The organism is Olsenella uli DSM 7084, from assembly GCF_000143845.1.
Taxonomy (GTDB): Bacteria; Actinomycetota; Coriobacteriia; order Coriobacteriales; family Atopobiaceae; genus Olsenella; species Olsenella uli.
On sequence record NC_014363.1, the window covers coordinates 220,855 to 247,530 of the forward strand.

Below are 26,676 nucleotides of genomic sequence, written 5' to 3' on the forward strand. Positions count from 1 at the left end.
GCTGCGTAATTTAAGCATATGATTATATATATAAGCACCTGTTTAAAATAGTGAATCGAGACGAGTCCTCTGTCAAGGGACTTCCGTCGGCCGGGGCGATTTCGGCCCTCACGGCGCCTTTGTCCACAGAGCGAACATAAGCTGCCTCTCGAATACAACCGCTTACGACGCGATGGGCCCCGTCTGCTTGCGATCGACCGAAGTCTGGCCTGCGAGACGACAAACTGTCCTATCGTCTTCTCTGTTATTTCGTACGTGTTTCGTGGCTGCCCCCATGACGCGCCGGGAGATGGGTGCGCGTGGGGGCGCAGGAGTTTGGGAGGTGGGGGATGGGCAGACGTGCGTTCCTGGTCGTGCTCGACAGCTTTGGCATCGGCGAGGCGCCCGATGCGGCGGAGTACGGTGACGAGGGCAGCAATACCCTGTGCGCCTGCGCGACAAGTCCGCACTTCTCGATGGACAATATGCGCGACCTGGGGTTGTTTAACATAGAGGGTGCGCTGGACTCCGTCTATGACGTGCACCTCTCGCCCACGAGCGCTCCCCAGGGCGCCTTCGCGCGCCTGCGCGAGGCGTCCAAGGGCAAGGACACCACGGTCGGGCACTGGGAGATGGCAGGCGTCATCTCGCCCAAGCTCTTCCCCACCTACCCCGACGGCTTCCCTGCAGAGGTCATAGAGGAGTTCGAGCGCCAGTGCGGTCGCAAGGTTCTCTGCAACAGGCCCTACTCGGGCACTGACGTCATCCGTGACTTCGGGGACGAGATGGTGGAGCGGGGCGCCCTCATCGTCTACACCTCAGCCGACAGCGTGTTCCAGATCGCCGCGCACGAGGACGTCGTCCCCTGCGAGAAGCTCTACGAGTACTGCCGCATTGCCCGCGGGATACTGACGGGCGCCCACGGAGTCGCCCGCGTCATAGCTCGCCCCTTCGTCGGAGAGAGCGGCAGCTACGTGCGCACGCCCCGTCGTCACGACTTCTCGCTGGAGCCGACGGGCACGACCATGCTCGACCGGCTGACCGAGGAGGGCGCAGACGTCATCTCCGTGGGCAAGATCTTCGACATCTTCGCCCATCGGGGTATCAAGGAGTCCATCCCTACCACGGGCAACCCCGAGGGCATCGAGCGCACCATCGAGCTGCTCGACCGCGACTTCGAGGGCCTGTGCTTCACGAACCTGGTGGACACGGACATGATCTACGGTCACCGCAACGACGTCGACGGCTACGCCAAGGCGCTCGCCTACTTCGACGCGCACGTCCCCGCCATCCTCTCCAAGCTGCGCGAGGACGACCTCTTCATGATCGTCGCCGATCACGGCTGCGACCCTGTGACGCCCTCGACCGACCACTCGCGCGAGTACGTGCCCTGGGTCATCGCTGGGCCGCGCGTAAGGGCAGGGGCGGACCTTGGCACACGTCCGACCTTCGCGGACGTCTCGGCGACCATCCTCGACTATCTGGACGCGAGCCCCCTTGGCGTCGGCGTCTCTCATGTCAGCGAGATTCTGGAGGTACGTGACGATGGCTAGCGTTCCCACGCCCCACAACGACGCCCTCGAGGGGCAGATCGCCCCGCTCGTCCTCATGCCAGGCGACCCCCTGCGCGCCCGTTACATCGCCGAGGGCTACCTCGAGGATGTGACCTGCTTCAACGGGGTCCGCAACATGCTTGGCTTCACGGGCACCTACCAGGGAAACCCCGTCTCCGTCATGGGCAGCGGCATGGGCATGCCCTCCATCGGGATCTACTCGTACGAGCTCTACAACTTCTACGGCGTGGACGCCATCGTCCGCATCGGTAGCGCTGGTGGCATCGGTGACGGGCTCAGGCTGCGCGACCTCGTCATTGCCCAAGGGGCTTGCACCGACTCCAACTACGCGCGCCAGTTCGCCCTGCCGGGGACCTTCGCCCCCATTGCGGACTTCGGCCTGCTCCGTCGTGCCGTGGAGTCGGCCGAGCGCCTGGGCGTGCCCGTGCGTGTGGGCAACGTGCTCTCAGAAGACGCGTTCTACTCGGCAGATGAGACGGGTGCCGCGCGCTGGGCGGCCATGGGAGTGCTTGCGCTCGAGATGGAGGCCGCAGCCCTCTACATGAACGCCGCCCATGCGCACAAGCGTGCGCTGGCGATGCTCTCCATCTCGGACCTCGTGTTCACGGGCGAGGCACTTCCCGCCTCCGAGCGACAGACCAGCTTCACGCAGATGATGGAGGTGGCGCTCTCGCTCGCCGTTCCCGAGGCAGAAAAGTAGGGCCTCGTGACGTATGGTGTTAGTGGATAGGCCTGCGGGTAGACCCCGCGGGCAGTGGGTGTCGCGCGGACGAGGGTCCGCGCGAGGAGATAGGAGAAGGAGAAGAGCATGAACATGAACCTCTCGCGCAGGCAGTTCATGAGGGGGACGGCCGCGCTCGCCGTCACCCTGGGCCTTGGTGGCTGTGGCGGCACCAGTGGCGGCACCGACACCGGTGCCACCGACAAGGCCTCCGAGGCCAGCTACAAGATCCAGATGGTCACGGACACGGGCGGCGTCAACGACCAGTCGTTCAACCAGCTCGCCTGGGAGGGCCTGCAGAAGCTCAAGGACGAGCGCGGCTGGGACATCAGCTACCTCGAGTCCAAGCAGGAGTCCGACTACGCCACCAACCTCGACAAGGCCGTGGACGACAACGCCAACCTCGTCTGGGGCGTTGGCTTTGCCATGGCAGACGCCGTCGAGAACAGCGCCAAGTCCAACCCCGACGTGCAGTTCGCCGTCATCGACAACGCCTACGAGAACCCGCCCTCCAACCTCGTGGGCGTCTGCTTCCGTGCGCAGGAGCCCTCGTTCATGGTCGGCTACATTGCCGCCTGCACCACCAAGACCGGTCAGGTCGGCTTTGTCGGTGGCGTCTCCAGCTCGATCATCGACCAGTTCGAGTGGGGCTACAAGGCCGGCGTTGCCTATGGTGCCAAGGAGAAGGGCACCGAGGTGACGGTCTCGGCCCAGTACGCCGACAGCTTCACCGACTCCGCGAAGGGCAAGGCCATCGCCTCGAAGATGTTCTCCGATGGCTGCGACGTGGTCTTCCATGCTGCCGGTGGCGTGGGCACGGGTGTCATCGAGGCAGCCAAGGAGGCCAACAAGTACGCCATCGGCGTCGACAAGGACCAGGCCTACCTCGCCCCCGACAACGTCCTGACCTCCGCCCTCAAGCGCGTCGACAAGGCCGTCATCGAGGTCTCGCAGAAGATCGAGGCCAAGGAGGTCTCCGGTGGCGACAACATGAGCCTGGGCATGTCCGAGGAGGCGGTCGGCATCCCCGAGGACCACAAGCTCATGGGTGAGGATGTCTACAAGGCCGCCATCGAGCTCGGCGACAAGATCAGGGGCGGCTCCATCGTTCCTCCCGCGAGCGAAGCCGACTACGCCACGTACGTCGCTGCGCTCTAGAGGCGCATCGAATCGATTCCCAACCGTTGCCTTGTGAGGGGGAGCGCCCGTTTCGGGTGCTCCCCCGCTGCAGGGCCCCAGGAGGGCGAAGGAGGTAATGCATGGAGGCATGCTCCGAGTATGCCGTGCAGATGCACGGCATCACCAAGACGTTCGGCACGTTCACGGCTCTCGATGGGGTTGACCTCGACGTACGCAGGCAGACGGTCCACGCCATCCTCGGCGAGAACGGTGCGGGCAAGTCGACGCTCATGAACGTGCTGTATGGTCTCTATCAGGCAGATTCCGGTGAGGTCTACCTTGGCGGCGAGCGCGTGGAGATAGGCGGGCCCAGCGATGCCATCAAGCGCGGTATCGGCATGGTCCACCAGCACTTCATGCTCGTGGAGAACTTCACCGTCACCGAGAACATCATCCTCGGCGACGAGGTGTGCGGTCCTGCAGGGACGCTTGACATGAGGCGCGCCCGCGAGGACGTCGCCAAGATCGTCGACGAGTACGGCTTCGACATCGACCCCGACGCCAAGATCGAGGACATCACGGTCGGCATGCAGCAGCGCGTGGAGATCCTCAAGGCCCTCTACCGCGGTGCCGACACCCTGATCCTCGACGAGCCGACGGCGGTCTTGACGCCCCAGGAGATCGAGCAGCTCATCAGGATCATGCGTGACCTCGTGAGCAAGGGCAAGACGATCATCATCATCACCCACAAGCTCAAGGAGATCATGTCCTCGGCGGACGTGTGCACGATCATCCGCAGGGGACAGTACATGGGCACCGTCGATGTCGCCGACGTCGACGAGGCCGAGCTTGCCGCCAAGATGGTCGGGCGCCGCGTCAACCTCACGGTCGAGAAGGCCCCGGCCACGCCGGGCGAGACCGTGCTGTCCATCCGAGACCTCCATGTGAAGGACGAGCGCGGCATAGAGCAGGTGACGGGCCTCTCCCTCGACGTGCGCGCCGGGGAGATCGTGGGCATAGCGGGAGTCGACGGCAACGGCCAGAAGGAACTCGTCGACGCCATCACCTGTCTCGTCAAGGTCGAGTCGGGAACGATCAGCGTGCAGGGGACCGAGCTGCAGAACACGAGCCCCCGCTACGTCCTCGACCACGGTGTCGCCACGGTCCACTCGGACCGCCACCGCTTCGGCATGGTGCTGCCCATGACCGTGGCCGAGAACATGGTGCTCGAGCGCCATGGCGAGGAGCGCTTCGGCAAGGGGCTCATGCTCGACTATGACAAGATGCGCTCGTTCACCCGCGAGCTGATCGAGGAGTTCGACATTCGACCGTCGGGCTGCGAGGATAGCGTCGCCAAGGGCCTCTCGGGAGGAAACCAGCAGAAGGCCGTCATCGCACGCGAGGTCTCCGGGAGCCCGGAACTGCTCGTTGCCGTCCAGCCCACACGTGGCCTGGACGTGGGTGCCATAGAGTTCGTGCACAAGACGCTCGTGCGCGAGCGCGACAAGGGGAAGGCCGTCCTTCTCATCTCGCTCGAGCTGGACGAGGTGATGAGTGTCTCGGACACCATCGACGTCATCTACGGCGGGAAGATCGTAGGCAGCTTCGAGCAGGGAAGCGTGGGCGAGGAGGAGCTTGGCCTCCTGATGGCGGGAGGCGGTAGCAAGTGAAGACGCTCATCAGGATCATGAGGAAGCCCATCACCTCCTCGTTGGTCGCCATCCTCGTCGGCTTCGTCGTCGCGTCCATCGTCCTCGCGGCTGCGGGCTATGACCCCCTGGCCTCGTTCGCGGCCCTGTTCAACGGGATGCTCGGCAAGCCCAAGTACATCTCCAACGTGGTCATCAAGGCCACGCCGCTTTTGCTCACGGGCATCGCCGTCGCCTTCGCGTTCAAGGTGGGCCTGTTCAACATCGGCGCCGAGGGGCAGTACATCATCGGCACCATCTGCGCCGTGATGGCGGGCACCACCCTCAACCTCCCGGCCCCCATCCAGGTTCCCCTCGTGGTCCTCGCGGGCATGCTCGGGGGCGCGGCGGGAGGGGCCTTCGTCGGGTGGCTCAAGGCGCGCTTCGGCATCCACGAGGTCATCACGAGCATCATGATGAACTGGATTGCCCTCTACCTCTGCAACTTCGTGGTCAACACGAGCGCGTTCCACCAGCCGGACTCGACGGCGAGCTATCCCGTGAACCCCTCGAGCTATACCATGGTCCTACCCAACTGGAAGCTCTCCGAGGCGGGCATGGACACGCTCAAGGACGTGCCCTGGCTTTACGACGTGCTTGTCAAGACGGACGTCAACGTGGGCATCCTGGTGGCCATCGTGGCGGCGGTCCTCGTCGCCGTCCTGCTCTCGCGCACCAAGAGCGGCTATGAGATGCGCGCCGTGGGCCTCAACCGGGAAGCCGCCCGCTTCGCGGGCATCAGCGTCGAGAAGAACATCGTCCTGTGCATGCTCATCTCGGGTGCCCTCTGCGGCCTTGCGGGTGCGCTGACGATCACGGGCACCGCCCCGCACAGCCTGTCCATCCTCGCCGCCTTCGAGAACGCCGGCTTCAACGGGCTCTCCGTCGCCTTCATCGCGGGATGCTCGCCCATCGGCTGCATCCCGGCGAGCCTGCTCTTCAGCGGCCTCATCTACGGTGGCCAGACAGTCCAGCAGGTCATGGGGGCACCGTCTGACATCATCAACATCATGATCGGGACCATCGTGTTCTTCATGGCTCTCGGAGGAGTCATCCCCATGCTCGCCGCACGGCTCGAGAAGAGGGAGAAGGAGGCCGCACATGCTCAGTAATCTGCTTCTCCTCGTGGGGATCACGCTCATGTACTCGACGCCTCTCGTGTTCGGTGCCCTGGGAGGCGTAGTCTCGGAGCGCTCGGGCGTCACCAACATCGGCATCGAGGGCATGATGTCGGTTGGTGCCATAGCCGCAGCCTCCACCAGCTACTTCACGGGCAACCCCTGGCTTGGCTTTTTGGCTGCCGGCATCGCGGGCACGCTCATCGCGCTGCTGCACGCCATCGCCTCGGTGACGTTCAATGCGGACCAGACCGTCTCGGGCGTGGCCATCAACCTGCTTGCGCCTGGTGTGTCGCTGTTCGTCTGCCGCAGGCTCTTCGACAACGCGGCCATGACCCCTCCCGTCACCACGCTTCCCAAGCTCTTTGGCGAGGGGGCCTTTGCGGGCACGGAGTTCTCCAACCTCAACGTGGACGTCACGGTCATGCTCGCGCTCGTGGCGGCACTGGTCGTCTGGTTCGTGCTGTACAAGACCAAGTGGGGACTGCGCGTCCGTGCCGTGGGCGAGCACCCGGCGGCTGCCGACACCCTTGGCATCGACGTGGGACGCACCCGCTACGTCTGCGTGCTCGTCTCGGGGCTTCTGGCAGGGTTCGGTGGCGCGTCGGTGACGCTGGCCATCATCTCCCAGTTCACCCAGACGGCCATCAGCGGCCAGGGCTTCATCGCGCTCGCCGCGGTCATCTTCGGCAAGTGGAAGCCGCAGGGTGCCTATGGCGCCTGCCTGCTCTTTGGTCTTGCGCAGGCCCTCGCGGTCATCCTCGGCGGTGGAGCGACCCCCATCCCCAGCCAGATCGTGGCCATGTTCCCCTACGTCATGACCATCGTCGTGCTGGTGCTGTTCGTGGGCCGCTCCGAGGCCCCCAAGGCGGACGGCGTCCCCTACATCAAGGGCGGGCGCTAAGGCAAGGCACGTATGCTACCAGGAGGGGCCCGCCAGCGCGCCATGCCCTGTGGGCCCCTCCTGACTCATTCTTTCCGGAAGGAGCGATGGGGGATGGAAGACAGCGAGCTCGTGCGAGAGGCTATCGTTGCCCGCGAGGGCGCGTACGTGCCCTACTCGCACTTCTCCGTCGGCGCCGCGCTGCTGGACGCGGACGGGCGCGTGTGGCATGGCTGCAACATCGAGAACGCGGCCTACTCGCCAGGTAACTGCGCGGAGCGCACGGCCATCTTCAAGGCGGTGAGCGAGGGGGTGCGAGGCTTCGTGGCCATCGCCGTCGTGGGCGGGGCCGAGGGCAGGCCCATCAGCGACTGGTGCGCCCCCTGCGGGGTGTGCCGCCAGGTCTTGCGCGAGTTCTGCGATCCCGGGAGCTTCAGGGTCGTGCTTGCACGTTCGCCACAGGACATGCGGGGCTATCTCCTCAAGGAGCTGCTGCCGATGGGCTTTGGGCCCGAGGACCTCAGGCGTGCGGATGACAACGGGGAGGCTGATGCACAGTGAGGATGTACGACGTCATCGAGCACAAGCGCAATGGGGGGGAGCTGAGCGACGAGGAGATCAGGTTCTTCGTCGACGGCTACTCCTCCGGCGAGATTCCCGACTATCAGGCCTCGGCCCTGTGCATGGCCATCTACTACCAGGGCATGACGGAGCGCGAGACGGCCAGCCTCACCATGGACATGGTGCGCTCGGGCGACGTCGTGGACCTGTCGGGCATAGACGGCGTCAAGGTGGACAAGCACTCCACGGGTGGCGTGGGTGACAAGACCTCGCTGGCGGTCGCTCCCATCGTGGCCTCGCTCGGCGTGCGCATGGCGAAGATGAGCGGACGTGGCCTGGGCCACACGGGTGGCACCCTCGACAAGCTGGAGTCCATCCCCGGGCTCTCCTGTGACATAGATGGTGCGCGCTTCGAGGAGATCGTGAGGACGGTGGGCGTCGCCATCGTCGGACAGACGGGCAACCTCGTGCCCGCAGACAAGAAGCTCTACGCGCTGCGCGACGTCACGGCGACCGTGGACAGCCTGCCGCTCATCGCCTCGAGCATCATGAGCAAGAAGATCGCCGCAGGATCCGACAAGATCCTGCTTGACGTGAAGTGCGGCAGCGGCGCCTTCATGAAGACCGTAGATGACGCCATCGCGCTTGCCAAGTCCATGGTCTCCATCGGAGAGCACGTGGGGCGCACCACCGTCGCCCTCATCACCGACATGGGCCGGCCCCTGGGCAACTGCATCGGGAACGCCCTCGAGGTGAGCGAGGCGGTGGCCACCCTCAGGGGAGAGGGTCCGAGGGACCTCACGGACGTCTGCGTGGAGCTGGCGGGCAACCTCCTGTTCTTGGCGGGGAGGGGCGAGCTGGACGCATGCCGCCTTCTGGCCCGTGGACAGATCGCCAACGGGGAGGGCCTCGCGAAGCTCAAGGAGATGGTCGCTGCCCAGGGGGGAGACGCCTCGGTGCTGGACGACTGCGCCTCCAGGCTCGTGGAGCCGCGGCTGTCGCGCGAGCTGCGCGCCACGCGGGACGGACACCTCTTCTCGATGGACACGGAGCGCTGCGGCATGGCGTCAGTCGCCTTGGGCGCGGGTCGTGCCCGCAAGGAGGACGCCATAGACCACTCTGCCGGCATCGTCCTGGCGAAGAAGACGGGTGACAGCCTGGTCGAAGGCGATCTTCTCGCCACGCTCTTCGCGGCGGACGAGGGCCTGCTCGACGAGGGGGAGCGCGTCTTCCGCGACGCGCTTGACATCCGAGACGAGCCTCCTGCGGCTCCGCCGCTCTTTCATGCGCGCGTGTCGTGCGAGGGTGTGGAGCGCACGGACGCGTGAGGTACGAGGTTCGCGTGGGAGGGGCCTGCCGCGGGTGGCGTGCCCCCTCGCCCCTTCCTTCGGCGGTGGATGGTAGGATGATACACTGCAACCTCACGCACGTAGGCCCCATGGGGAGAGGGAAGTATGGCGGACAAGCGCGACATGCTCGATGACCTCATCGACATCCAGCGCGATTGGCGGAAGGTCTCCAATCCGCTGGGCGACCTCGCCCGCGGGCTTGCGGCCGACCCCAGCGGGGTCAAGACCTTCAACCCGGCAGACTACAAGGAGCGCCCTCGTGCGAACTCCGTGTTCTGCCTGGACGTCGCATCCAAGCGGCGCGACGTGTGCCGCCGCTGCCTAGACGTCTGCCCTGTCGACGCCATCGAGATAGGCGAGTCGTCGGTGAGGGTTGCGGATGGCTGCCGCAAGTGCGGCCTCTGCACCATGGTCTGCCCCACCGAGGCGCTGCCCGTCCAGAGGATCATGGCCAAGGCGCTCTACGACAAGGTCGCTCGGGCCGCCCAGATCCACGAGCGCTGCTACCTCACCTGCACCCGCGCCCTGGGACGTCTTCCCAAGGACAACGAGATCGTGTTGCCCTGCGTGGGGGCCGTGCCATCGGAATTGTGGTTCTCCCTGCTCGCGGAGTACGATAACGTGGACGTCTACCTGCCCCTGGGCATATGCGACCGTTGTAGGACCACGACGGGCGAGGAGGCCTACGCCACCCAGATCGCCAGGGCCGAGGAGTTGACGGGCGCTTCGGTGGGCCTTGAGGTGGAGGAGGGGGACCTCAACCACGAGCAGTCGCGCGCCTACAAGCGCAGCCAGTTCATGGGGCAGATGGTGCGTGCGGGGCAGTCGCTCGCCGCGACCGCGAACCCCGCCCTGGGCGGCATCCAGGCCGTGGCACGGCGCATACAGCAGCACTCCAACCAGATCTACGAGATGCAGCGCTCCCTCGAGCGGACCGTGGGCGGCAAGACCTCGGGAAACCGCAGGCGCATCCTCACCCAGAAGCGCAAGATGATGCTCACCGCCATCCAGCATCATCCGGGCCTCTCGAGGGACCTCGAGCTCAGGGTGCCGGTCTGTGACCCCACGCTCTGCACGATGTGCGGCGCCTGCGTCACGGCCTGTCCCCCGCATGCCTGTGACCTGGACGAGCGCGGACACTTCTCGGTGGAGCCCGCCTACTGCGTGAACTGCGGCGCCTGCGCCACCGTGTGCCCCGAGCATGCGCTCGCCATGGAGCCCTGCGACCCGCAGGACCTCGTCATCCGCGACGAGGAGGCGGAGCGCAGGAGGAAGGCTGCCGAGCGGCAGCGCGCCCAGGTGGCGCTTGCCAGAGAGAGGGGTAGGCGCCGGCTCGAGCACGGGCTCGATGCGCTCGAGCGCCTGGCCGACGAGTAGGTGCCGACAGTCGGCTAACACGACGACGGACGGAGATGAGGACGTGTCACTTTCGATTGGTATCGTAGGCCTGCCCAACGTCGGCAAGTCGACGCTCTTTACCGCACTCACCAAGAAGGGCGGCCTGGCGGCCAACTACCCCTTCGCCACGATCGATCCCAACGTAGGCGTCGTCGACGTACCGGACGAGCGCCTGCAGCGGCTCGCCGAGATGGCGAACCCGGCCAAGGTCGTTCCGGCGACGGTCGAGTTCGTGGACATCGCCGGCCTGGTCAAGGGAGCCAACGCAGGGGAGGGACTGGGCAACCAGTTCCTGGCCAACATCCGCAACTGCGATGCCATCTGCGAGGTCGTCCGCTACTTCAAGGATCCCGACGTCGTCCACGTCGATGGCCGTGTCGACCCTGCGTCAGACGCCGACACCATCATCACCGAGCTCATCCTCGCGGACCTCGGATCCCTCGAGCGTTCCATACCCAAGCTCGAGAAGGAGGCCAAGCGTGACAAGGACAACCTTCCCAGGCTCCAGATAGCCAGGCGCCTCCAGTCCTGGCTCGATGAGGGCAACCGTGCCGCCACGCTCGACATGACCGACGACGAGCGTGCTGCCGCCCACGACCTCTTCCTGCTCACGATGAAGCCCATCCTCTACGTCGCCAACTGCGACGAGGACCAGCTGGGTGACAGGCCGCAGATCGACGGTACGCCCGCCATCCCCATCTGCGCCAAGGTCGAGGCGGAACTCTCGGAGCTGGAGCCCGAGGAGGCAAGCGAGTACCTGGAGTCACTGGGTCTCGAGCGCTCGGGGCTCGAGACGCTTGCGCAGGCGGCCTATCGCCTGCTGGGACTGCAGAGCTTCTTCACGGCCGGTCCGAAGGAGGTCCGTGCCTGGACCGTCCGCATCGGAGCGAAGGCGCCCGAGGCGGCCGGCGTCATCCACTCCGACTTCGAGCGCGGCTTCATCAAGGCCGAGACCATCGGTTACGACGACTATGTGTCCCTCGGTGGGGAGCAGGGTGCCAAGGAGGCGGGACGCCTGCGCATGGAGGGCAAGGATTACGTGGTGCAGGACGGCGACGTAATGGTCTTCCGCTTCAACGTCTAGCACGTCGTTGCGTACGGGCCCCCGCGCGCGGGGGCCCGTACGGCCGACGGTCGACGCTAACGTGCGCGGTCGGTGCCCAAGACGACGATGACGTCAGCGTCCTTCTCGTACGAGCCGTCGTTCTGACGTGCCGAGACCGAGAGGCCCAGCGTCTCGATGACGCCCTGGGCCTTGTCGGCGGCGCCCCCGTTGTAGATGACCTTCGACGTGTCCGTCCTGGACGACGCGTTGTCGGCCTGGGCGGAGTAGCCCCTCTGCGTGAGTTTGTCGGCGGCACTGCCCGCAATGCCCGCAACGCCCGAGGCGTTGTAGACCATGACGGTGCCCGAGTAGTCGGCTGCGACCTCGGTTGCGGAGGAGGTGGCATCCGAGCTCCCGTCGCCTCCTGCGCTCACGCCGACGGAACCCGCGATGCCCGCCGTGGAGTCCTGGCTCGCGTCCGCGTAGGGCGGCAGGCCCTGGTCGACGCGCTCCATGACGGACTTCCATGCGGCGGTGTCGCAGATCTCGTACCAGGTGGCGTTGACGTACTTGGACTCGGTCGGCATCTGCCCGGAGTAGATGTCCTCGTCGACGTTGATGCCCACGAACTTGGACGCTATGGAGAGCATCGTGCTCACGTCCATGTCCGTGGTGACGTGGCCCGCCATGGTCGAGACGGTGCCGGCCATGGTGATGGGGTCGGACGCCAGGACCTTCTTGACCACGGCCCCTATGAGCATGCGCTGGTTGGCGGCGCGGTAGAAGTCGCCTCCACCGTAGCTGTCGTAGGCGTGGCGCGTGCGTCCCAGCAGCGCGGCCGTCTGGCCGTCGAGCGTCTGCTCGCCGGCCGGCAGGTCAAGACCCGTGTATTCGGGGTCCCTGACCGGTACGGGCAGGTCGATCGTGACCCCACCCACGGCATCGACCACCTGGGCGAAGCCGTCCATGTCGACCTCGGCGTAGTGCGAGATGGGGACGCCTGCGAGCTTGGAGACGACCTTGGTCGCGTAGGCGGCCCCCCCGAAGGAGTAGGCGGAGTTGATCTTGCCCCTGCCATGCTCCTCCATGTCGACGTAGGTGTCGCGTGGTATCGAGACGAGAGTGACCTTCTTGTTCTTGGGGTCGACGCGCGCAAGGATGATGGTGTCGGTGCGGTAGGCGCTGCTGTCCGATCCGTACTCGCTGCCCTGGGCGCGCTCCTCGTCCTTGTCTATGCCCAGGAGCAGCGCGTAGAAGGGTTCGTTGTCCTGCGCATCGGTCAGGACGGAGAGGAGGTCCGAGCTGACGTTGCCGTTTATCTTGGCGTTGATGTGCGCGACATAGGCCGCCAGTGCGATGCCAGAGACCAAAAAGACGCTGGCAACGGTGATGAGTGCGGCGCGCAGGCCACGAGACAGCCTGGGGCGACGCCTGCGGCTGCCATAGTACGCGAGGGCGTTGCCGCGCGAGAGGTCACTGGCAGACGGTGCCCCGCGATCGAGGCCATGCCGTGCGGCCGAACGCGCGCGCTGCTCCTCGCGCGTCATGGACTCGTGCTTTCTGTGCAGTGCCAAGATGCCTCCTTGCGGCAGCCGGACGGAGGGGGTCAGATGGCCTCGCCCCCCGTTCGGCTGCGTCAGGCTAGTTTGTGTCCGTGCCCAGAACCACGACCACGTCGGTGCCGGTAGGCTGGGTGCCGTCGTTGGGCTCTGCCGTTACGCCCAGACCGAGGGTCTGGACGACGCCACGTGCGGCGGCCTTGCCGTCTCCGTTGTAGTACACGTGCGTGGTCTCGGACACCACGCCCGCGCTTTGCGCGCTTGCCGTGAATCCGACCCCCGAGAGTCTCGTTGCGGCGTCGCCGGCGACGCCATCCGTGGTCGAGGCGTTCACGACCGTGACCGTCCCCTTGAGGACGGCCTTGTCGCCGTCCGCGGCTTCGCCGGTAGGTGACGCCGACGAATCGGACGTCGGGGCCTTCTCGGTCGAGGTCTGGTCGGCGGACTGGGCGGAGACGCCACTGGATAGGTCGGAGCTGGCGTCCTCGTAGGGGGAGAGACCCTGGTCGACACGCTCCATCATGGCCCTCCAGGCATTGGTGTCACAGAGCTCGTACCAGGTGTCGTTCTGGTAGCGCGAGGTGGTGGGCGCCATGCCGGTCAAGATGTCGGTGTCGGCGTCCATGCCGCTGAACTGCGTCGCCAGCGAGAGGATCGAGCTGACGTTCATGTCGGTGTTGACCATGTCGGCCATGGCCGAGACGGTGGCGGTCATGGTCGCCAGGTCGCTGCCCAGGACCTTCTTTACCACGGCGGCGATGACGCTGCGCTGGTTGGCGGCGCGGTACACGTCCCCGTCACCATAGCTGTCGTAGGCGTGGCGCGCACGGCAGAGGAGGGCTGCCGTCTGGCCGTCGAGCGTCTGCTCGCCGGCGGGCAGGTCTAGGCCGGTGTAGCCGGGGTCCCTGACCGGAACGGGCAGGTCGACCGTGACGCCTCCCACGGCGTTGACCACGGCGGCCATGCCGTCCATGTCGACCTCGGCGTAATGTGAGATGGGGACGCCCGCGAACTGGGATATGACCTCGGTCGCGTAGGCAGCGCCACCGATGGAGTAGGCGGCGTTGATCTTCTGCTTGCCATGCTCTCCCAGGTCGACGAGGGTGTCTCGGTGAATCGAGACGAGCGTGGCCTTCTTGTTCTTGGGGTCGACGCGCACCAGCATGATGGAGTCCGAGCGGTATGCGCTGTCGGACGAACCGTACTCGCTGCCCTCCGCGCGGCCCTCGTCTTTGTCTATGCCTAGGAGCAGCATGTAGAAGGGATCGCCAGGATCCTGCGCGGTGGCGGACTCAAGTGTCTGCCTGAGCTTTGGGTCTATGTTGCTGCCCAGGCGTTGGTTGATGTTGTTGATGTAGGCCCAGGCCGCCCCGCCTGCGCCGAGGAGGAGAGCCGCGAAGACACCAACGATGGCGCCGACGATGCGCCGCCGCCTGTGCCTGCGCTTCAGGTTGGCCTGCGCGTAATGCTTAGCAGCCCGTGCACGAGAGAGCCTCTCCGCATCCGAGGCGAGGTCCTCCCCGCTCATGTGTTTACGCGCCAAAGCTGGATCCCATCGACGTGGCCGTAGCTGGCACAGCAGGTGGTGGCAGCCTCCTAACTCATAAATAGTAGCCGCAAGGCCCCGTTCTCGCATGAAGTTCACAAAAGGGCGCCGCGTCTGAAGGTGGGGAGCGCGTGAAAGTGCGAGAAGTGGCACGGGCGCATGTGAGTGCATCGAGGGCGGATGCATCGAGGGGCACGCAATGTCTGTTAATCTGCGATACGGTCCCAAGGCACTGCCGAAGCGTGGCATCATGGCAGCGTGAGACCCTTGGCCCGGCGCCTCTGACGTCGGGTCGGCCCAGACAGGCTTTGAACCAATCCCATGACGTGGAGGACCCCATGCAGACTTCCCGGCCCCAGCAGTTCGTCGCTGTCTTCGACTTTGGCGCCCAGTATGGCCAACTCATCGCACGTCGTGTGCGCGATCTCAACGTCTACTCGGAGATGGTCCCCTGCGACATCTCTGCGGACGAGCTGGCCGCCATGGCACCCGCCGCAATCATCCTATCGGGTGGCCCCGCCTCCGTGTATGCCGACGATGCGCCGGACATGGACGGGCGCATTTTCGAGCTGGGCGTTCCTATCCTGGGCTTCTGCTACGGGCAGCAGATCATGGCCGTCAAGCTGGGCGGCAAGGTCGGCCATACCGAGAAGGGCGAGTACGGTCCCGCTGAGCTCTGCCGCTGCGGGGAGAGCCGCATCCTCGCTGGCACGCCCGGCAGCCAGACCGTGTGGATGAGCCATCGCGATGCCGTCAGCGACGTGCCTGCGGGCTTCTCGGTCACCTCGACCACCGAGACCTGTCCCATCGCCTCCATGGAGGACGCGTCGCGTCGCTTCTATGCCACGCAGTTCCACCCCGAGGTGCGTCACACCGCCTGCGGCCAGGCCATGCTCGAGAACTTCCTCTTTGGCATCTGCGGCCTGGGGCGCAGTTGGACCATGGACAACATCATCGATGAGAAGGTCGCGGAGATTCGCGAGCAGGTGGGCGGACGCAAGGTCATCTTGGCCCTTTCCGGCGGAGTGGACTCCTCTGTGGTGGCGGCACTTGTACACCGTGCTATCGGCGATCAGCTGACCTGCGTCTTTGTGAACCATGGCCTTCTGCGCAAGGGTGAGCCCGAGATGGTGGAGGAGGTCTTCCGCGAACAGTTCAACGTGCCACTGGTGCACGTGCATGCCGAGGAGCGCTACCTGCGGCTGCTTGCCGGCGTAAGCGACCCCGAGCAGAAGCGGCGCCTCATCGGAGGCGAGTTCTGGAAGGTCTTCTTCGAGGAGGCCCAGAAGATCGGTGATGTGGAGATGCTCGCGCAGGGCACCATCTATCCCGACATCATCGAGAGCGGCGCGCGCAAGACGGGCGGCAAGGCCTCGACCATCAAGAGCCACCACAACCTGATTCCGTTCCCCGAGGGGGTGCGCTTCGACCTCATCGAGCCGCTGGATCACTTCTTCAAGGACGAGGTCCGCGCGCTGGGCATTGCCTTGGGCCTTCCCGCCAAGATGGTCTGGCGCCAGCCCTTCCCCGGCCCCGGCCTCGCCATTCGCATCATTGGCGAGGTCACGTCCGAGAAGCTCGACATGCTGCGCGAGGCGGACGCCGTCGTTCGGGAGGAGCTCGACGCCTACAACGGGCGCCTCTTCGAGGAGACGGGAGACCGCAACAGCGAGCACAGCTGCTGGCAGTACTTCGCCGTGCTGCCCGACATCCGCTCTGTGGGTGTGATGGGAGACGAGCGCACCTATGCGCGTCCGGTCATCGTGCGTGCCGTGGAGTCGAGCGACGCGATGACCGCAGACTGGGCAAAGCTGCCGTACGAGGTGCTGGGCAAGATCAGCAGCCGCATCGTGGGCGAGGTGGATGGCGTGAACCGCGTGGTGTACGACGTGACGCCCAAGCCACCGGCGACGATCGAGTGGGAGTAGGCTGATAGGGTTCTGACCTGTATTTTTGAGTACCGCACTGTGCCGCCGAGTTTCGTTTCGTACGAGAGTCATGGCAAAGCCGCCAGCGACGGCAGTGAGTAAAAACGATTTCCTAGCCTCCGTTCCCGAGTTGGGACGGAGGCTTTTTTCTTTGCCGTTTTACTCCCTTTCACCTGCGATTATTTTCTTTTAGGAGCTTGCGTGCTATTCAGGAGTGAAAAGATCCGACAGTGGTCTGACATTAGAAGCCCCACGCCCTTAGTGTGGGACGAGCGCAGCCTTTGCCGACCCTTCCGATAATAGGGTGGCGGCCAAATACAGCTGTTTACCTCGGGGTTATAATCGCCTCAACCATTAATTTCCTCTAGATAGGTTGCCCATGATGTTCAACACCGCCGAATCGGTTCTTATTGTCGAGGCCGGAAACACCGGCAAGTTCTCCAAGCTTCTCTACAACATGATTGGAAAGAACGATGACACAGAGGCTGGTCCGACCGGCCCCGTCGACGGCAGCGTCGATGCCTCCATCTTCAACGAGGACCAGTTCGCTCAGACCGCCATCTCGTCGAGCCAGAAGGTCGTCTTCATCGGCTGGCCGGAAGGCGCCGGAGACTACATCGACGCGATTCGGCTTGACAACCCCGAAGCCATCGACGAGGAAGGCGTCTACATCGGCGTGAGCGGGAACCACGCCTGCATCACGGTGAATACCGAGCCGCCTTCCAAGGAGGACTATTGGAAGTTTCTCGAAAGGGCAAGAGAGCACGGCATGGAGTTCGATGACCTTCTCGCAGCCCTGCGCCCCGAAGAGGAGGCGGCGGAACCCGAAGAAAGCAATGATTCCAATCCCGTGCTTGGTTTTGCCAAGATGGTAGGCAAGACTATCGGGAGGGCTGCCGCCGATGGCGCGAACGGCATCAACCAGGCCGTCGTCCTCCATCAGAAGGCGGGCGAGATCCGCGAACAACGCTACCAGTACGCTGTGAAACGCTTCTACTACGAGAAGCTCAAGGGCTTCGTCGAGGCTTAGTGATGAACGATTTCGACAAGGGGTTCGAGTTCTCCGCGCGCCATGCCGCTGCCGTGCCCGCCGGGATGGATGCCACGAGCTGGGTGAACAGCGTGGAGGCCGCCATCGAGGAGCTGTACTCCGCGATGGACTCCTACGACCACTACAAAAACAGCAAGGCGGCGCAGGACTCCCTCAAGGGATTCCTAGCAGAGGAATGGGCCTTTGGGACGGCGAACGTCGACGCTGCCGTTAAGAGGGTCGACGCCAAGGGTATCAGGCTCGACTCGCACGACCTCGGGTCTGCGGATGTGGCCTGGGGCGCTGACCAGTACCAGCTCAAGTTCCTGACCGACCCGAAGAATATCGCGCGCAAGCTCGCGACGACGCTTCGCGATTCGTACAATGGCAGGCCGAAAAGATATGCGGATCTTTCTTTTGACGAGTGGGCCGTTGAGAAGGGCTTCGCGGGCAAGACCCCAGACGACTTGCTCTACGGCGACATGGGGGGCCTGATCCCGTCGGACAAGCTTGAAGCAGCCAAGCAGTACACGCTGATGCGCATCGAGTGCGCGAAAGGCCGCGGCTTGGACGAAGAGGTGCGGCGGTGGACGAAGGTGCGCGACAATCTGACGGACCGAATCAAGACCCCTGAGGGCGTCGAGGGCAGGCCCGCCACGAACGAGGAGATGCGCCGAAAGGCGGCCGACGTCTCGAGCAAGAAGAAGCTCGACCCTGCGGACGACGGCATGACCACGTCCCAGCTAATCGCTGCGAGCGACATAGTGAAGCAATCGCTCAAGGCTGGCGGCACAGCCGCTGCCCTGAGCGCTGCTCTGAGCGTTGCCCCCGAGATCTACCGTGCCATCGATTACCTGATTGCAGAAGGAGAAATCGACGACGAGCACTTGAAGTCCATCGGGACGGCGGCATGCGCCGGCGCCGCCAACGGGTTCGTGTCCGGATCGGCGACCGCGGCAATCACGGCCGCCGCAGCAAAGGGCACCTTCGGCGAGACGGTAAAGGCCGCCGCAATGGGATCGAGGGGCGCGAACGTCATCGCGTCACTCGTCGTGCTAACCATGGAGACGTGCCGAAACTCCTATCTCGTGGCGTCGGGGCAGATCGAGCCCGTCGAGATGGCGAACAACATGGGCCAATCTGTGTTCTCAACCGTCATGATGCTCGGCGGAGCCGCTGTCGCGACCGCCCTGACAGGCGGGGCAACTTTCCCTGTGCTCATCGGGTCCTTCGTCGGCGGAGCGGCGGGAAGCATGGCGTTCAAGCCCGTCTCGTCTTGCGTCATGAAGGTGTGCGTCGATTCCGGCGTCACGTTCTTTGGCCTCGTCGAGCAAGACTACGAGGTTCCCAAGCACCTGCTCTCGATGCTCGGCATCAAAGGGGCAAACATCAAAACGGCGAACATAAAGATGGCCGGCGTTTCTACGGCGCCGCGGTTCTCTACACCCTCTGTGAAAACGGCGAGCCTGCACACCGCAAACGTCGCCTTCTTTGAACGAGGACTCGTCGGAGTCAACAAGGTCGCCTATTCGTAAGGCGAACCGGATGTGCAGTCTTTTATAACTCAGCGATCTCTGAAGAAGCGCTTCCATTGAGCAACTGGGGCTGTCTTACGGGTATTCGGAATAGGGCTAATAGCGTATTGCCGCTCATGCTCCACAGGCAATCTGCTGCTGCGCGCGAAACGGACCTGCTGTTTTGCAAATCAATTGAGTCGTTCCAAAATCGTGAACCGAGGGGTTGATTCGTCCAAGTCGCGTACGAATCAACCCCTCGGCGTGGTGCGACACGCAACGGCAGCGCTCGTATTCAATTAGTCAAAGAGCGGGAACGTCGCGTTGGATTCGATAACGGGCTAAAGTCTGATATGGATGACGCCGATACTGCTGGCGATCAGAACAAGAGCTATCAAGGCTACAACGGCTGCCAAAACTACGTGCAAAGGCTTCATTTATGTCTCCTGCCAAACATGATAGAAACGAATAAAACAGCTGCTGATAAAATACCATCAGCAGTCAAACCACCCAACAGCATGAACGAGGCTTGTTTTGGAACAGGACAAACACGAAGAGGGCGTTCGTCACAGATCCGCCTCCGAGCACGATGAGCGTCAAGGGCAATCTCTAGAAGAGGCGGCTCAGAAGGAAAAAGGGCGAGGAAAGAGCGTCTTCGGCTTTTTCGGAAAGCTCTCACTCAAAGCCAAGCTCGCCGTGTTTGCCGTAGCCGCAGTGATCGCCATCGGCTTCTTCGGCTTCGCCCTCCCTTGGATGACAGACAACCACGAGACGCAGTACCTCGCGACATCGGACCTCAAATCGGCCGTCGACATCGACAGCCTCTCCACGATCGACTACACGTACCACGGCATCGCCGAGAAGCACGGTAAGTTCCTCTGGCAGGATCGCGTGGACTATCGCGTTAAATACGAGGCTCACATCCGCGCATCCTACACGCTGAGCGACATCCAGTTTGGGATCAACGAGGAGGATAAAGTCGTCACCGCGTATCTCCCCGAGGCGCAGATTGGCGACCCCCAGCTCGACAACAGCAAGTTCGGCTACCTCCCCGAGAGCGCAACAGCGGACATGAAGGACGTCATCGCGCTTTGCCGCGAAGACGCCGCGAACGACGTCGACAAGGAAGAGATAAAGGAGCAGGCGGAAGCGAGCCTGAAGGACACCGTCAAAGCGCTGACCCTGCCGCTTCTCGGCGATGAATACCAGCTCGAATTCAAGCCGATCGCCGAGTACAACGAGGGGGCCGATCTCAATGCGTAAACCATGGCTTGCCTGCCTCGCCCTCGCAGCAGCGCTGTCGCTCTCCGCGCTTTCCGGTTGCGCCAAAAGCAGCGAAACGCCCGATTTCTCGGGCTATACCGAGATCGCGGAGCTCGCCACTGTCGAGTGCACGTTCCACAACGTCGCTGAAGTCTACAACGACGGCACAAACATGCTATTCGGGATAAACGTGGGATACAAGAAGGCTTGGTTCGAGTACGACGGAACGGTCCAGCTGGGCGTCGATGTCTCCAAGGTTCGAATCGACGGGCCGGATGCGAACAACGTCGTCACCATCACGGTTCCCAACGCGCAGGTCATCGGCCAGCCACAGGCCGACGAGAGCACCTTCTCCGATATCCACAGCGACACCGGGCTGCTGACCCCCATTACGACGGTCGACCAGTCTATCGCGCTGGAAGAAGCGCAAAAAGAGATGAAGGAGAGTGCCGAGGCCAATTCGACGCTGATGAACGGCGCCCGCGAAAGGGCGAAAACACTTCTGAGCCAATACGTCACAAAGATTGGCGATCTGCAAGGAGTGAAGTACGAGGTCCAGTTCAAGGATGCCGAATAGGTTGGCTTTAGGGCTAAGTCGATCTTGAGAGGGACTGCGAAAGCGGCCCCTCTTTTTCAGTTGCCAACTGATTTGCGGGCAGCTTGAAATAAAGCGGCAATAAGGCCTCCTAGCTCGGTTCTTTCGCTCGGTTTCTAAAGCGCTTTGAGGTCGTGCATAAGGTCGAAAAAGAAGCCGCCTGCTACGATTCTTTCAGTTATCGCTCTTACGCATCCCATCTGACCTGCGGAAATACAAGACAATAAAGCCGCTGGCTACGATTCACTTAGTTAAACAGGTGCCGATGAAGAAAATCAGCCATTTTGGCATCCATTTCAGGCTGTTCTGAACCTCAAAACCTGCCCGTTTTTGTCCCTGGACAAAAACGAAACTGCGGGCTCGCGGTTTCGAAATGGTTTGCGGATTTGTCCCAGGATTTGTCCCAAACGCCCACGCGAAGCCACGCGACGGGATTTGACGGCAAGACACCTAAAGCTGACGACCCAACTGGAGTTGACTGGAATGGCACAACGGCAAACGAACGTGAAAGAGTGGGAGTAGGGAAATAGCCCATTTCATCTGGTCTCATCCTGTACGCCTGGTAGCGGTGGCTAGCAACCAGTGCCCTGTATTGGACGAAGCCACCGGGACTTTTGGGGAGTGACAGACGCGAATAAGCCCCGAGACCTTCGGATTTCGGGGCTTATTTCATGGGTGTTAACCTGCGGAAATAATCTTCATACAGCGATTTGAGTGTGACTTACTACTCTTACCCACCAGTTGTACATTCATGCTTAATATTAGATAATATTAAGCGCGTTAGTACACATGTGAGAGGAGAAAAGACGGACACTCTGTTGGACATAGCCACAAGCTGCAACGGCTACGTTACCTCTGCGCAGGCAACAGACGCCGGTATCCCCCGACGCAAGCTTACAGATGCCGTGAGCGCTGGCAAGCTCGTTCGGGTGGATCGCGGCCTCTACGCGCTTCCTGATGTATGGGAGGACCCCCTCTACATCACCCAGCGCCGCTTCTCCCGCGGCGTCTTCTCAGACGACACGGCGCTCTTCCTCCACGGCATGACGGACCGTGCACCATTCGCGCCGACGATGACCTTCCCCAGGAGCTACAACGCAACCGCAGCCAGGGCAGCTGGAATCATATGCCGCACCTGCGCCGATGATGTCCTCGATCTGGGGCTCTGCGATGTAAAGACTGAGTACGGTAACGCGGTCAGAGCCTATGACGTCGAGAGGACGCTCTGCGATCTTGTGCGCGGCCAGGGCACTCCTGATGCCCAATTGGTCACCCCAGCGATGAAATCCTACGTGCGAAGCAAGATCTGTGACCCCATGAAGCTCGTCGAGTACGCGCGTGCTCTCGGCGTTGAGGCAAAGATCCGGAACTACCTGGAGGTGCTGCTGTGAGGACAAAGAACGCGATGCAGCTCAAAGCGCGCATCAACGCCCGAGCGAAGAATGTAGGCATTTCCGCGCAGTCCATGATGCAAAACTACCTTTTCGAGAGATTCCTCGAGCGCCTCTCGAAATCCAAATGGCGCAGCAACGTCGTCATCAAGGGCGGCATGCTCATCTCCTCTCTCGTGGGGGTGGCATCCAGGACGACGATGGACCTCGACACAACCATCACCGGCTTCACGCTGACGCATGAATCTGCCGAGAAGGTTTTTCGCGAGGTGGCCGCCGTGAGCGTGGATGATGACTGGAGCTTCGAGTTCGACCGCACCGAGGACATCAGGGAGGCCGACGACTACCCGGGCATACGCATACATCTCAAGGCGATATATCCACCGATGTCGGTACCACTCATGATTGATGTCACCACGGGCGACAGCATAATCCCGGGCCCCATCGCCTACAACTACCCGCTCCTGTTCGACGAGGGAAACGTTCGGCTGATGTCCTACCCGCTCGAGACGGTGCTCGCCGAGAAGCTCGAGACCGTCGTTTCGCGAGGCGTGACCAACACCCGCCCGCGCGACTTTTACGACATACACCTGCTATGGCGAACCAAGGGTGACAGTTGCGTTATCTCGACATTGTACGAAGCGCTCGAGGCCACGTGCGCTAAACGCGGCAGCGCCGAGCGGATGAAGCGTTGGCAGGTAGTCCTCGACGAAGTCTCAGCCGACCAGACGATGCTTGCGCTCTGGGGCAAATACATGAAGAAGAACCCCTACGCATCTGGCATAGAGTTGGCGCAGTGCTGCGAGACCGCGAGGAAGATACTAGGAGCGGCAATATGAGCGGGAGTGGCCAGATAGACTATCTTAATGAAGAGAGAAACAGGAATCCTCAGTTATGGCCGATAATTAAAGGGCTACTGGCCCTGCTTGTGATTGTGCTTATCGCTGCATGTGGAACTGCAGTCCTGATTAATCTTGCTGGCCCTGGAGTCGCGGCCTTCTTTGCATCTCTTTCGACTCTGGACTCTGCAATTGTAGTCGCGCTAATAACCGCAACGGTATCCGTGATTACGTACGTTTCTGGTAACGTTGCGAGCAATATCATGAAACGCAACGAGTATTTGCGTATGCATCGTGAAAAGCCATACATGCAGCTCATTTCGATGTTCTACGACTTTCAGTCCCAGACCAAAACGGGCAAGGAATTCACTCAAGAAGAGCTGATCAATCTATTCAACCAGTTTACGAAAGAGTTGACTCTTTGGGGCTCTTCCAAAGCGATTAAGGCTTGGGGGAATTGGCGGGTTGCCTCTTCTAGGGGTCATAATGACCCCAACGACTTGTTGTTCGGAATGGAAAAGGTCCTTATACAACTCAGAAAAGACATGGGGCTGAAGCGAGGGATTGCAGAGGGGGATTTGCTTCGTTTGACCGTAAATGACATTGATGATTACATCGGCCAGAACAGGCGTGATTGATTGGCCAATAACAGTATCGCTTTTCAGTAGTCTTCCAATTCTTATGGTGGGGATCTTCTGTCGCTCGGTGGGCCTGTAGGCCGACGTCTTTGACGCGCGCGGGTAGCCCGCGACCTGCGGCACGTTCATAGGCCGTCGGGCAGGTCGTTCGCTTCGGATGTCGAGGAGGCGGTAGGTCCCCGCATCCCCGCCCCGGCATTCTCGCGTCCTTCCGCATCATTATCCGATATTCCCTGATGAACCGGGAACGCTTCGCGTGGCATCTGGAGGATGTCGCCTTTCATGGAGTGGCTTACCGTCCTCTCGTCTTGCATCTGGTGCACTTAGGTCGCAAGTAGGCCCAAGGGGTCGCGTCCCCTGGACGGACAAGCAGAGAGATGCCTGTTGGGAGGCGCGTACGCAAAGACACGCGGGGCGTTAGGCCACGCTAAGGCTCGCTAGGTTGTGGATCGGTGAAAAGAACGAGTCTATGAAACTGCCGCTCGGCGCCATCTCCATGTTGCGATATATGAGCGGCGGTAAAATTTTGAATGTGAATACTGACAAACAATGGGGGCGTCTATATGCAGAGGAAATCTATGCTCGCAAAGCAGCATTCACAAGTTCCACCTCAAGGTGGTGTTCATAATGCCGTTTCCCACGTTGGAGATTTTTTTGCTGGACACTGTACAAGATGCGGTCCACGATCGGCTGAACGATGAGGTCTTGGACGCGAGCAATAGGGTTTACGAGGAATGCCTATCTCGCCAAGATTGTTAACGCGCTTCGTGTGCATTGGGATCTTAATGAGGAAGAAGCCATCGATTGCCTAGGGTATGAAAAGACCGAGGGAAAGCCGAACCGAAATCAAGAGAGATACCTGCTGCTGGAAGTCGGTCTTAAGCGGGATGAAGCTTGCGAGATTGCATTAAGGAGTCGCGAAATTTTTGATGAGGATTTAAGCCTGAGCACGCTAAGTGCCGAGGAGCTGTATAGGCGCATTCAAGAAAGGGCTTGCTATGAAGATTAGAAGCGTCGAGATAACGAATTTTCGCGGATATGCAAGCGAAACCGAAGTTGCAATGGATGACCTCACTGTTTTCGTAGGGAAAAACGATATTGGCAAATCATCTGTTCTGGAGGCGCTTGATATTTTCTTCAACGACGGTAAGGGCGCAGTGAAGTTCGACAAATCAGATATTAACGTCGAAAACCAAAAGGGCGGCGACCAGGAGGCTTCCATTGCTGTCGTATTTGCAGATCTTCCAGACGAGATTGTTATTGATACGACAGCAAAAACAAACTTAAAGGATTCGTATCTGCTCAATGGCGAAGACAAGCTTGAGATTGTCAAAAAGTACAAGGGGACTGGTGCCCCAAAGGTCTACATAAAGGCATTGCACCCTACGAATTCCGGGTGCTGCGACTTGCTTCTAAAGAAAAATGCCGATCTAAAGAAGCTAGTAAAGCAATACAAGCTCGAGGAAGAGGTGGACACAAAGAGCAATGTCTCAATGAGGGCTGCCCTTTGGAGTCACTTCTCAGACGACCTCAAACTGCAGGAAATCGAAATCGATATCTCAAAAGAAGATGCGAAAGCAATTTGGAGCAAGCTTTCAACTTATATGCCCGTTTATTCCCTATTCCAAGCTGATCGCGAAAACAGCGATAGCGATAGCGAGGTGCAAGATCCGCTTAAGGAGTCGGTCAAAGAAGTCCTGAACGACCTAGCCTTGAAAGAGGAGCTTGACGAAGTGGCGCAAAAAGTCCGAGAAAAGCTGCAAGAGGTAGCTAATCGTACCGTAGACAAGCTGAAGGAAGTTGATCCTGAAGTCGCGAGTAGCCTTGATCCGGTAATACCCGCAACGGAGAGCTTGAAATGGGCGGATGTCTTCAAAAATGTCTCTATCACTGGGGATGGAGACATTCCGATAAACAAGCGTGGCAGTGGCACTAAGCGTTTAATCCTGCTGAGCTTCTTCCGCGCTGAGGCGGAGAGAAGGCTTGCCGAATCTGAGACGAACGGAGTGATTTACGCGATTGAAGAACCAGAAACGGCCCAGCACACCGAAAATCAGAAGAAACTAATAGAGGCACTCCAAGAGCTGTCAAAAATTGATGGCGTGCAAGTCATACTAACGACCCACAGCCCTTACATAGTCAAACACTTGGAGTTTGAAAACCTCAGGCTGATTGCGAAGGGCAACAATCCTGGTGATAGGAAAATTTCCAAGGTGCTACCTGGGCAGCTGAGGTATCCATCACTAAATGAGGTTAACTTCATTGCCTTCAACGAATCGACCGAGGAATATCATGATGAGCTGTATGGAGCCATCGAAGAAAACGAATGGTTGGGGGAATATAAGAGCAACAAACAGCTGGTCCCTTACAAGAAAGTTTGGAAGGGTTCAGTAATGCCTATGGAAATACCTTTAACGGAATACATCCGCCATCAGATTCATCATCCTGAAAACAAGGAGAACGAAAGATATACACTCGAACAGTTGCATGAATCGATTTGTATGATGAGAGATTTCATTAAGCAAAAGCGAAGCGAGAGCGACGAGGAATCAGCAGAGTAACTTAATCAAAATCGTTCTATGGACCTGTCGTTTATCATGCCTGGACACTTACTTTGGTCGGTGTCCAGGCATTTTAAGAGAGCTGTCATATGTGTTCAATATTGTCTATGTAGTTACCCCGGACGCGCAAATTAGCGCCCCCCAGTTCAGGGCCGTCACTCTTCACTCAATACCCGTCACTCTTCGGTCGGCATGCGCCCCATCCCGCCGGTGCCGTTTCCACCCATGCAGTCAGTTGCACGCAATAAAATGCGTTTGAGCAGATCAAGCATGCCACTCTTAGTTCGGGCGAAAACATTCTCCCCAGGTGACTACGGAGCATGTAGCCACCGCCGACTACAGGGTGACCACACTGTTTTCACGATAGGCGAGTGGAG

The 26,676-nt window shown here is 61.3% G+C and carries 21 protein-coding genes; 19 read left to right on the forward strand and 2 right to left on the reverse strand.

Annotated elements, in window-relative coordinates; genetic code table 11:
* Positions 1-329 precede the first annotated feature (329 nt).
* From OLSU_RS00980 to ychF, 10 genes are all read left to right on the forward strand, one after another.
* A complete protein-coding gene (locus tag OLSU_RS00980) occupies positions 330-1,532 on the forward strand; it encodes a phosphopentomutase (protein ID WP_013251073.1) in 1,203 nt (400 codons plus the stop codon).
* Positions 1,525-2,253 carry a purine-nucleoside phosphorylase gene (deoD, locus tag OLSU_RS00985; protein ID WP_013251074.1) on the forward strand — a complete coding sequence of 243 codons (729 nt, stop codon included), beginning with the start codon at positions 1,525-1,527 and terminating at the stop codon, positions 2,251-2,253. The genes OLSU_RS00980 and deoD overlap by 8 nt, the downstream gene beginning before the upstream one ends.
* Before the next feature lie 108 nt (positions 2,254-2,361).
* Positions 2,362-3,432, forward strand: coding sequence for a BMP family ABC transporter substrate-binding protein (locus OLSU_RS00990; protein ID WP_013251075.1), 1,071 nt, complete (start codon positions 2,362-2,364; stop codon positions 3,430-3,432).
* 101 nt (positions 3,433-3,533) lie between these two features.
* A complete protein-coding gene (locus tag OLSU_RS00995; protein WP_013251076.1) occupies positions 3,534-5,063 on the forward strand; it encodes an ABC transporter ATP-binding protein in 1,530 nt (509 codons plus the stop codon).
* Positions 5,060-6,193 (forward strand): ABC transporter permease, encoded by a 1,134-nt coding sequence (locus tag OLSU_RS01000; RefSeq protein ID WP_013251077.1) that lies wholly within the window; start codon positions 5,060-5,062, stop codon positions 6,191-6,193. The genes OLSU_RS00995 and OLSU_RS01000 overlap by 4 nt, the downstream gene beginning before the upstream one ends.
* A complete protein-coding gene (locus OLSU_RS01005) occupies positions 6,183-7,103 on the forward strand; it encodes an ABC transporter permease (protein ID WP_013251078.1) in 921 nt (306 codons plus the stop codon). The genes OLSU_RS01000 and OLSU_RS01005 overlap by 11 nt, the downstream gene beginning before the upstream one ends.
* A gap of 93 nt (positions 7,104-7,196) precedes the next feature.
* Positions 7,197-7,643 (forward strand): cytidine deaminase, encoded by a 447-nt coding sequence (locus OLSU_RS01010; RefSeq protein WP_013251079.1) that lies wholly within the window; start codon positions 7,197-7,199, stop codon positions 7,641-7,643.
* Positions 7,640-8,971, forward strand: a complete 1,332-nt coding sequence (locus OLSU_RS01015; RefSeq protein ID WP_013251080.1) for a pyrimidine-nucleoside phosphorylase — start codon at positions 7,640-7,642, stop codon at positions 8,969-8,971. The genes OLSU_RS01010 and OLSU_RS01015 overlap by 4 nt, the downstream gene beginning before the upstream one ends.
* 126 nt (positions 8,972-9,097) lie before the next feature.
* Complete coding sequence (locus OLSU_RS01020) at positions 9,098-10,369, forward strand: 4Fe-4S binding protein (protein ID WP_013251081.1); 1,272 nt, start codon at positions 9,098-9,100, stop codon at positions 10,367-10,369.
* A 43-nt stretch (positions 10,370-10,412) separates the two neighbouring features.
* On the forward strand, positions 10,413-11,474 hold the full coding sequence (ychF, locus tag OLSU_RS01025; protein ID WP_013251082.1) for a redox-regulated ATPase YchF: 1,062 nt from the start codon (positions 10,413-10,415) through the stop codon (positions 11,472-11,474).
* A 56-nt stretch (positions 11,475-11,530) separates the two neighbouring features.
* Here the strand turns inward: ychF and OLSU_RS01030 are convergent, their stop codons facing one another.
* Together OLSU_RS01030 and OLSU_RS01035 are read right to left on the reverse strand one after the other, a co-directional pair.
* Positions 11,531-13,009, reverse strand: coding sequence for an LCP family protein (locus OLSU_RS01030; protein WP_013251083.1), 1,479 nt, complete (start codon positions 13,007-13,009; stop codon positions 11,531-11,533).
* Positions 13,010-13,076: 67 nt separating this feature from the next.
* A complete protein-coding gene (locus tag OLSU_RS01035; RefSeq protein ID WP_148219028.1) occupies positions 13,077-14,522 on the reverse strand; it encodes an LCP family protein in 1,446 nt (481 codons plus the stop codon).
* A gap of 356 nt (positions 14,523-14,878) precedes the next feature.
* Here OLSU_RS01035 and guaA point away from each other — a divergent pair, with 356 nt between their 5' ends.
* The 9 genes from guaA to OLSU_RS01085 all read left to right on the forward strand — a co-directional run bounded on the left by guaA (position 14,879) and on the right by OLSU_RS01085 (position 26,299).
* Positions 14,879-16,468, forward strand: coding sequence for a glutamine-hydrolyzing GMP synthase (guaA, locus tag OLSU_RS01040; RefSeq protein WP_013251085.1), 1,590 nt, complete (start codon positions 14,879-14,881; stop codon positions 16,466-16,468).
* Between the two features lie 379 nt (positions 16,469-16,847).
* Positions 16,848-17,498, forward strand: a complete 651-nt coding sequence (locus tag OLSU_RS01045) for a hypothetical protein (protein ID WP_013251086.1) — start codon at positions 16,848-16,850, stop codon at positions 17,496-17,498.
* A 92-nt stretch (positions 17,499-17,590) separates the two neighbouring features.
* Positions 17,591-19,033, forward strand: a complete 1,443-nt coding sequence (locus tag OLSU_RS01050) for a hypothetical protein (RefSeq protein ID WP_148219029.1) — start codon at positions 17,591-17,593, stop codon at positions 19,031-19,033.
* Positions 19,034-19,546: 513 nt separating this feature from the next.
* Positions 19,547-20,275 (forward strand): DUF4230 domain-containing protein, encoded by a 729-nt coding sequence (locus OLSU_RS01055; protein WP_013251088.1) that lies wholly within the window; start codon positions 19,547-19,549, stop codon positions 20,273-20,275.
* Positions 20,268-20,852, forward strand: coding sequence for a DUF4230 domain-containing protein (locus OLSU_RS01060; protein ID WP_013251089.1), 585 nt, complete (start codon positions 20,268-20,270; stop codon positions 20,850-20,852). Before OLSU_RS01055 ends, OLSU_RS01060 begins: the two co-directional genes overlap by 8 nt.
* Positions 20,853-21,688: 836 nt before the next feature.
* Positions 21,689-22,261 (forward strand): type IV toxin-antitoxin system AbiEi family antitoxin domain-containing protein, encoded by a 573-nt coding sequence (locus tag OLSU_RS01065; RefSeq protein ID WP_201781605.1) that lies wholly within the window; start codon positions 21,689-21,691, stop codon positions 22,259-22,261.
* Complete coding sequence (locus tag OLSU_RS01070) at positions 22,258-23,100, forward strand: nucleotidyl transferase AbiEii/AbiGii toxin family protein (protein WP_013251091.1); 843 nt, start codon at positions 22,258-22,260, stop codon at positions 23,098-23,100. The genes OLSU_RS01065 and OLSU_RS01070 overlap by 4 nt, the downstream gene beginning before the upstream one ends.
* Positions 23,097-23,738: a hypothetical protein gene (locus OLSU_RS01075; protein ID WP_013251092.1), complete on the forward strand. Its 642-nt coding sequence runs from the start codon at positions 23,097-23,099 to the stop codon at positions 23,736-23,738. The genes OLSU_RS01070 and OLSU_RS01075 overlap by 4 nt, the downstream gene beginning before the upstream one ends.
* Positions 23,739-24,736: 998 nt before the next feature.
* Positions 24,737-26,299, forward strand: a complete 1,563-nt coding sequence (locus tag OLSU_RS01085) for an ATP-binding protein (RefSeq protein WP_013251093.1) — start codon at positions 24,737-24,739, stop codon at positions 26,297-26,299.
* Positions 26,300-26,676 lie beyond the last annotated feature (377 nt).

Bases quoted from the DNA above. Each gene is read 5' to 3' on its own strand.
- OLSU_RS00980 (WP_013251073.1), top strand. From the start codon at position 330: ATGGGCAGACGTGCGTTCCTGGTCGTGCTCGACAGCTTTGGCATCGGC.
- deoD (WP_013251074.1), top strand. From the start codon at position 1,525: ATGGCTAGCGTTCCCACGCCCCACAACGACGCCCTCGAGGGGCAGATC.
- OLSU_RS00990 (WP_013251075.1), top strand. From the start codon at position 2,362: ATGAACATGAACCTCTCGCGCAGGCAGTTCATGAGGGGGACGGCCGCG.
- OLSU_RS00995 (WP_013251076.1), top strand. From the start codon at position 3,534: ATGGAGGCATGCTCCGAGTATGCCGTGCAGATGCACGGCATCACCAAG.
- OLSU_RS01005 (WP_013251078.1), top strand. From the start codon at position 6,183: ATGCTCAGTAATCTGCTTCTCCTCGTGGGGATCACGCTCATGTACTCG.
- OLSU_RS01010 (WP_013251079.1), top strand. From the start codon at position 7,197: ATGGAAGACAGCGAGCTCGTGCGAGAGGCTATCGTTGCCCGCGAGGGC.
- OLSU_RS01020 (WP_013251081.1), top strand. From the start codon at position 9,098: ATGGCGGACAAGCGCGACATGCTCGATGACCTCATCGACATCCAGCGC.
- OLSU_RS01035 (WP_148219028.1), bottom strand. From the start codon at position 14,522: ATGAGCGGGGAGGACCTCGCCTCGGATGCGGAGAGGCTCTCTCGTGCA.
- guaA (WP_013251085.1), top strand. From the start codon at position 14,879: ATGCAGACTTCCCGGCCCCAGCAGTTCGTCGCTGTCTTCGACTTTGGC.
- OLSU_RS01045 (WP_013251086.1), top strand. From the start codon at position 16,848: ATGATGTTCAACACCGCCGAATCGGTTCTTATTGTCGAGGCCGGAAAC.
- OLSU_RS01060 (WP_013251089.1), top strand. From the start codon at position 20,268: ATGCGTAAACCATGGCTTGCCTGCCTCGCCCTCGCAGCAGCGCTGTCG.
- OLSU_RS01075 (WP_013251092.1), top strand. From the start codon at position 23,097: ATGAGCGGGAGTGGCCAGATAGACTATCTTAATGAAGAGAGAAACAGG.
- OLSU_RS01085 (WP_013251093.1), top strand. From the start codon at position 24,737: ATGAAGATTAGAAGCGTCGAGATAACGAATTTTCGCGGATATGCAAGC.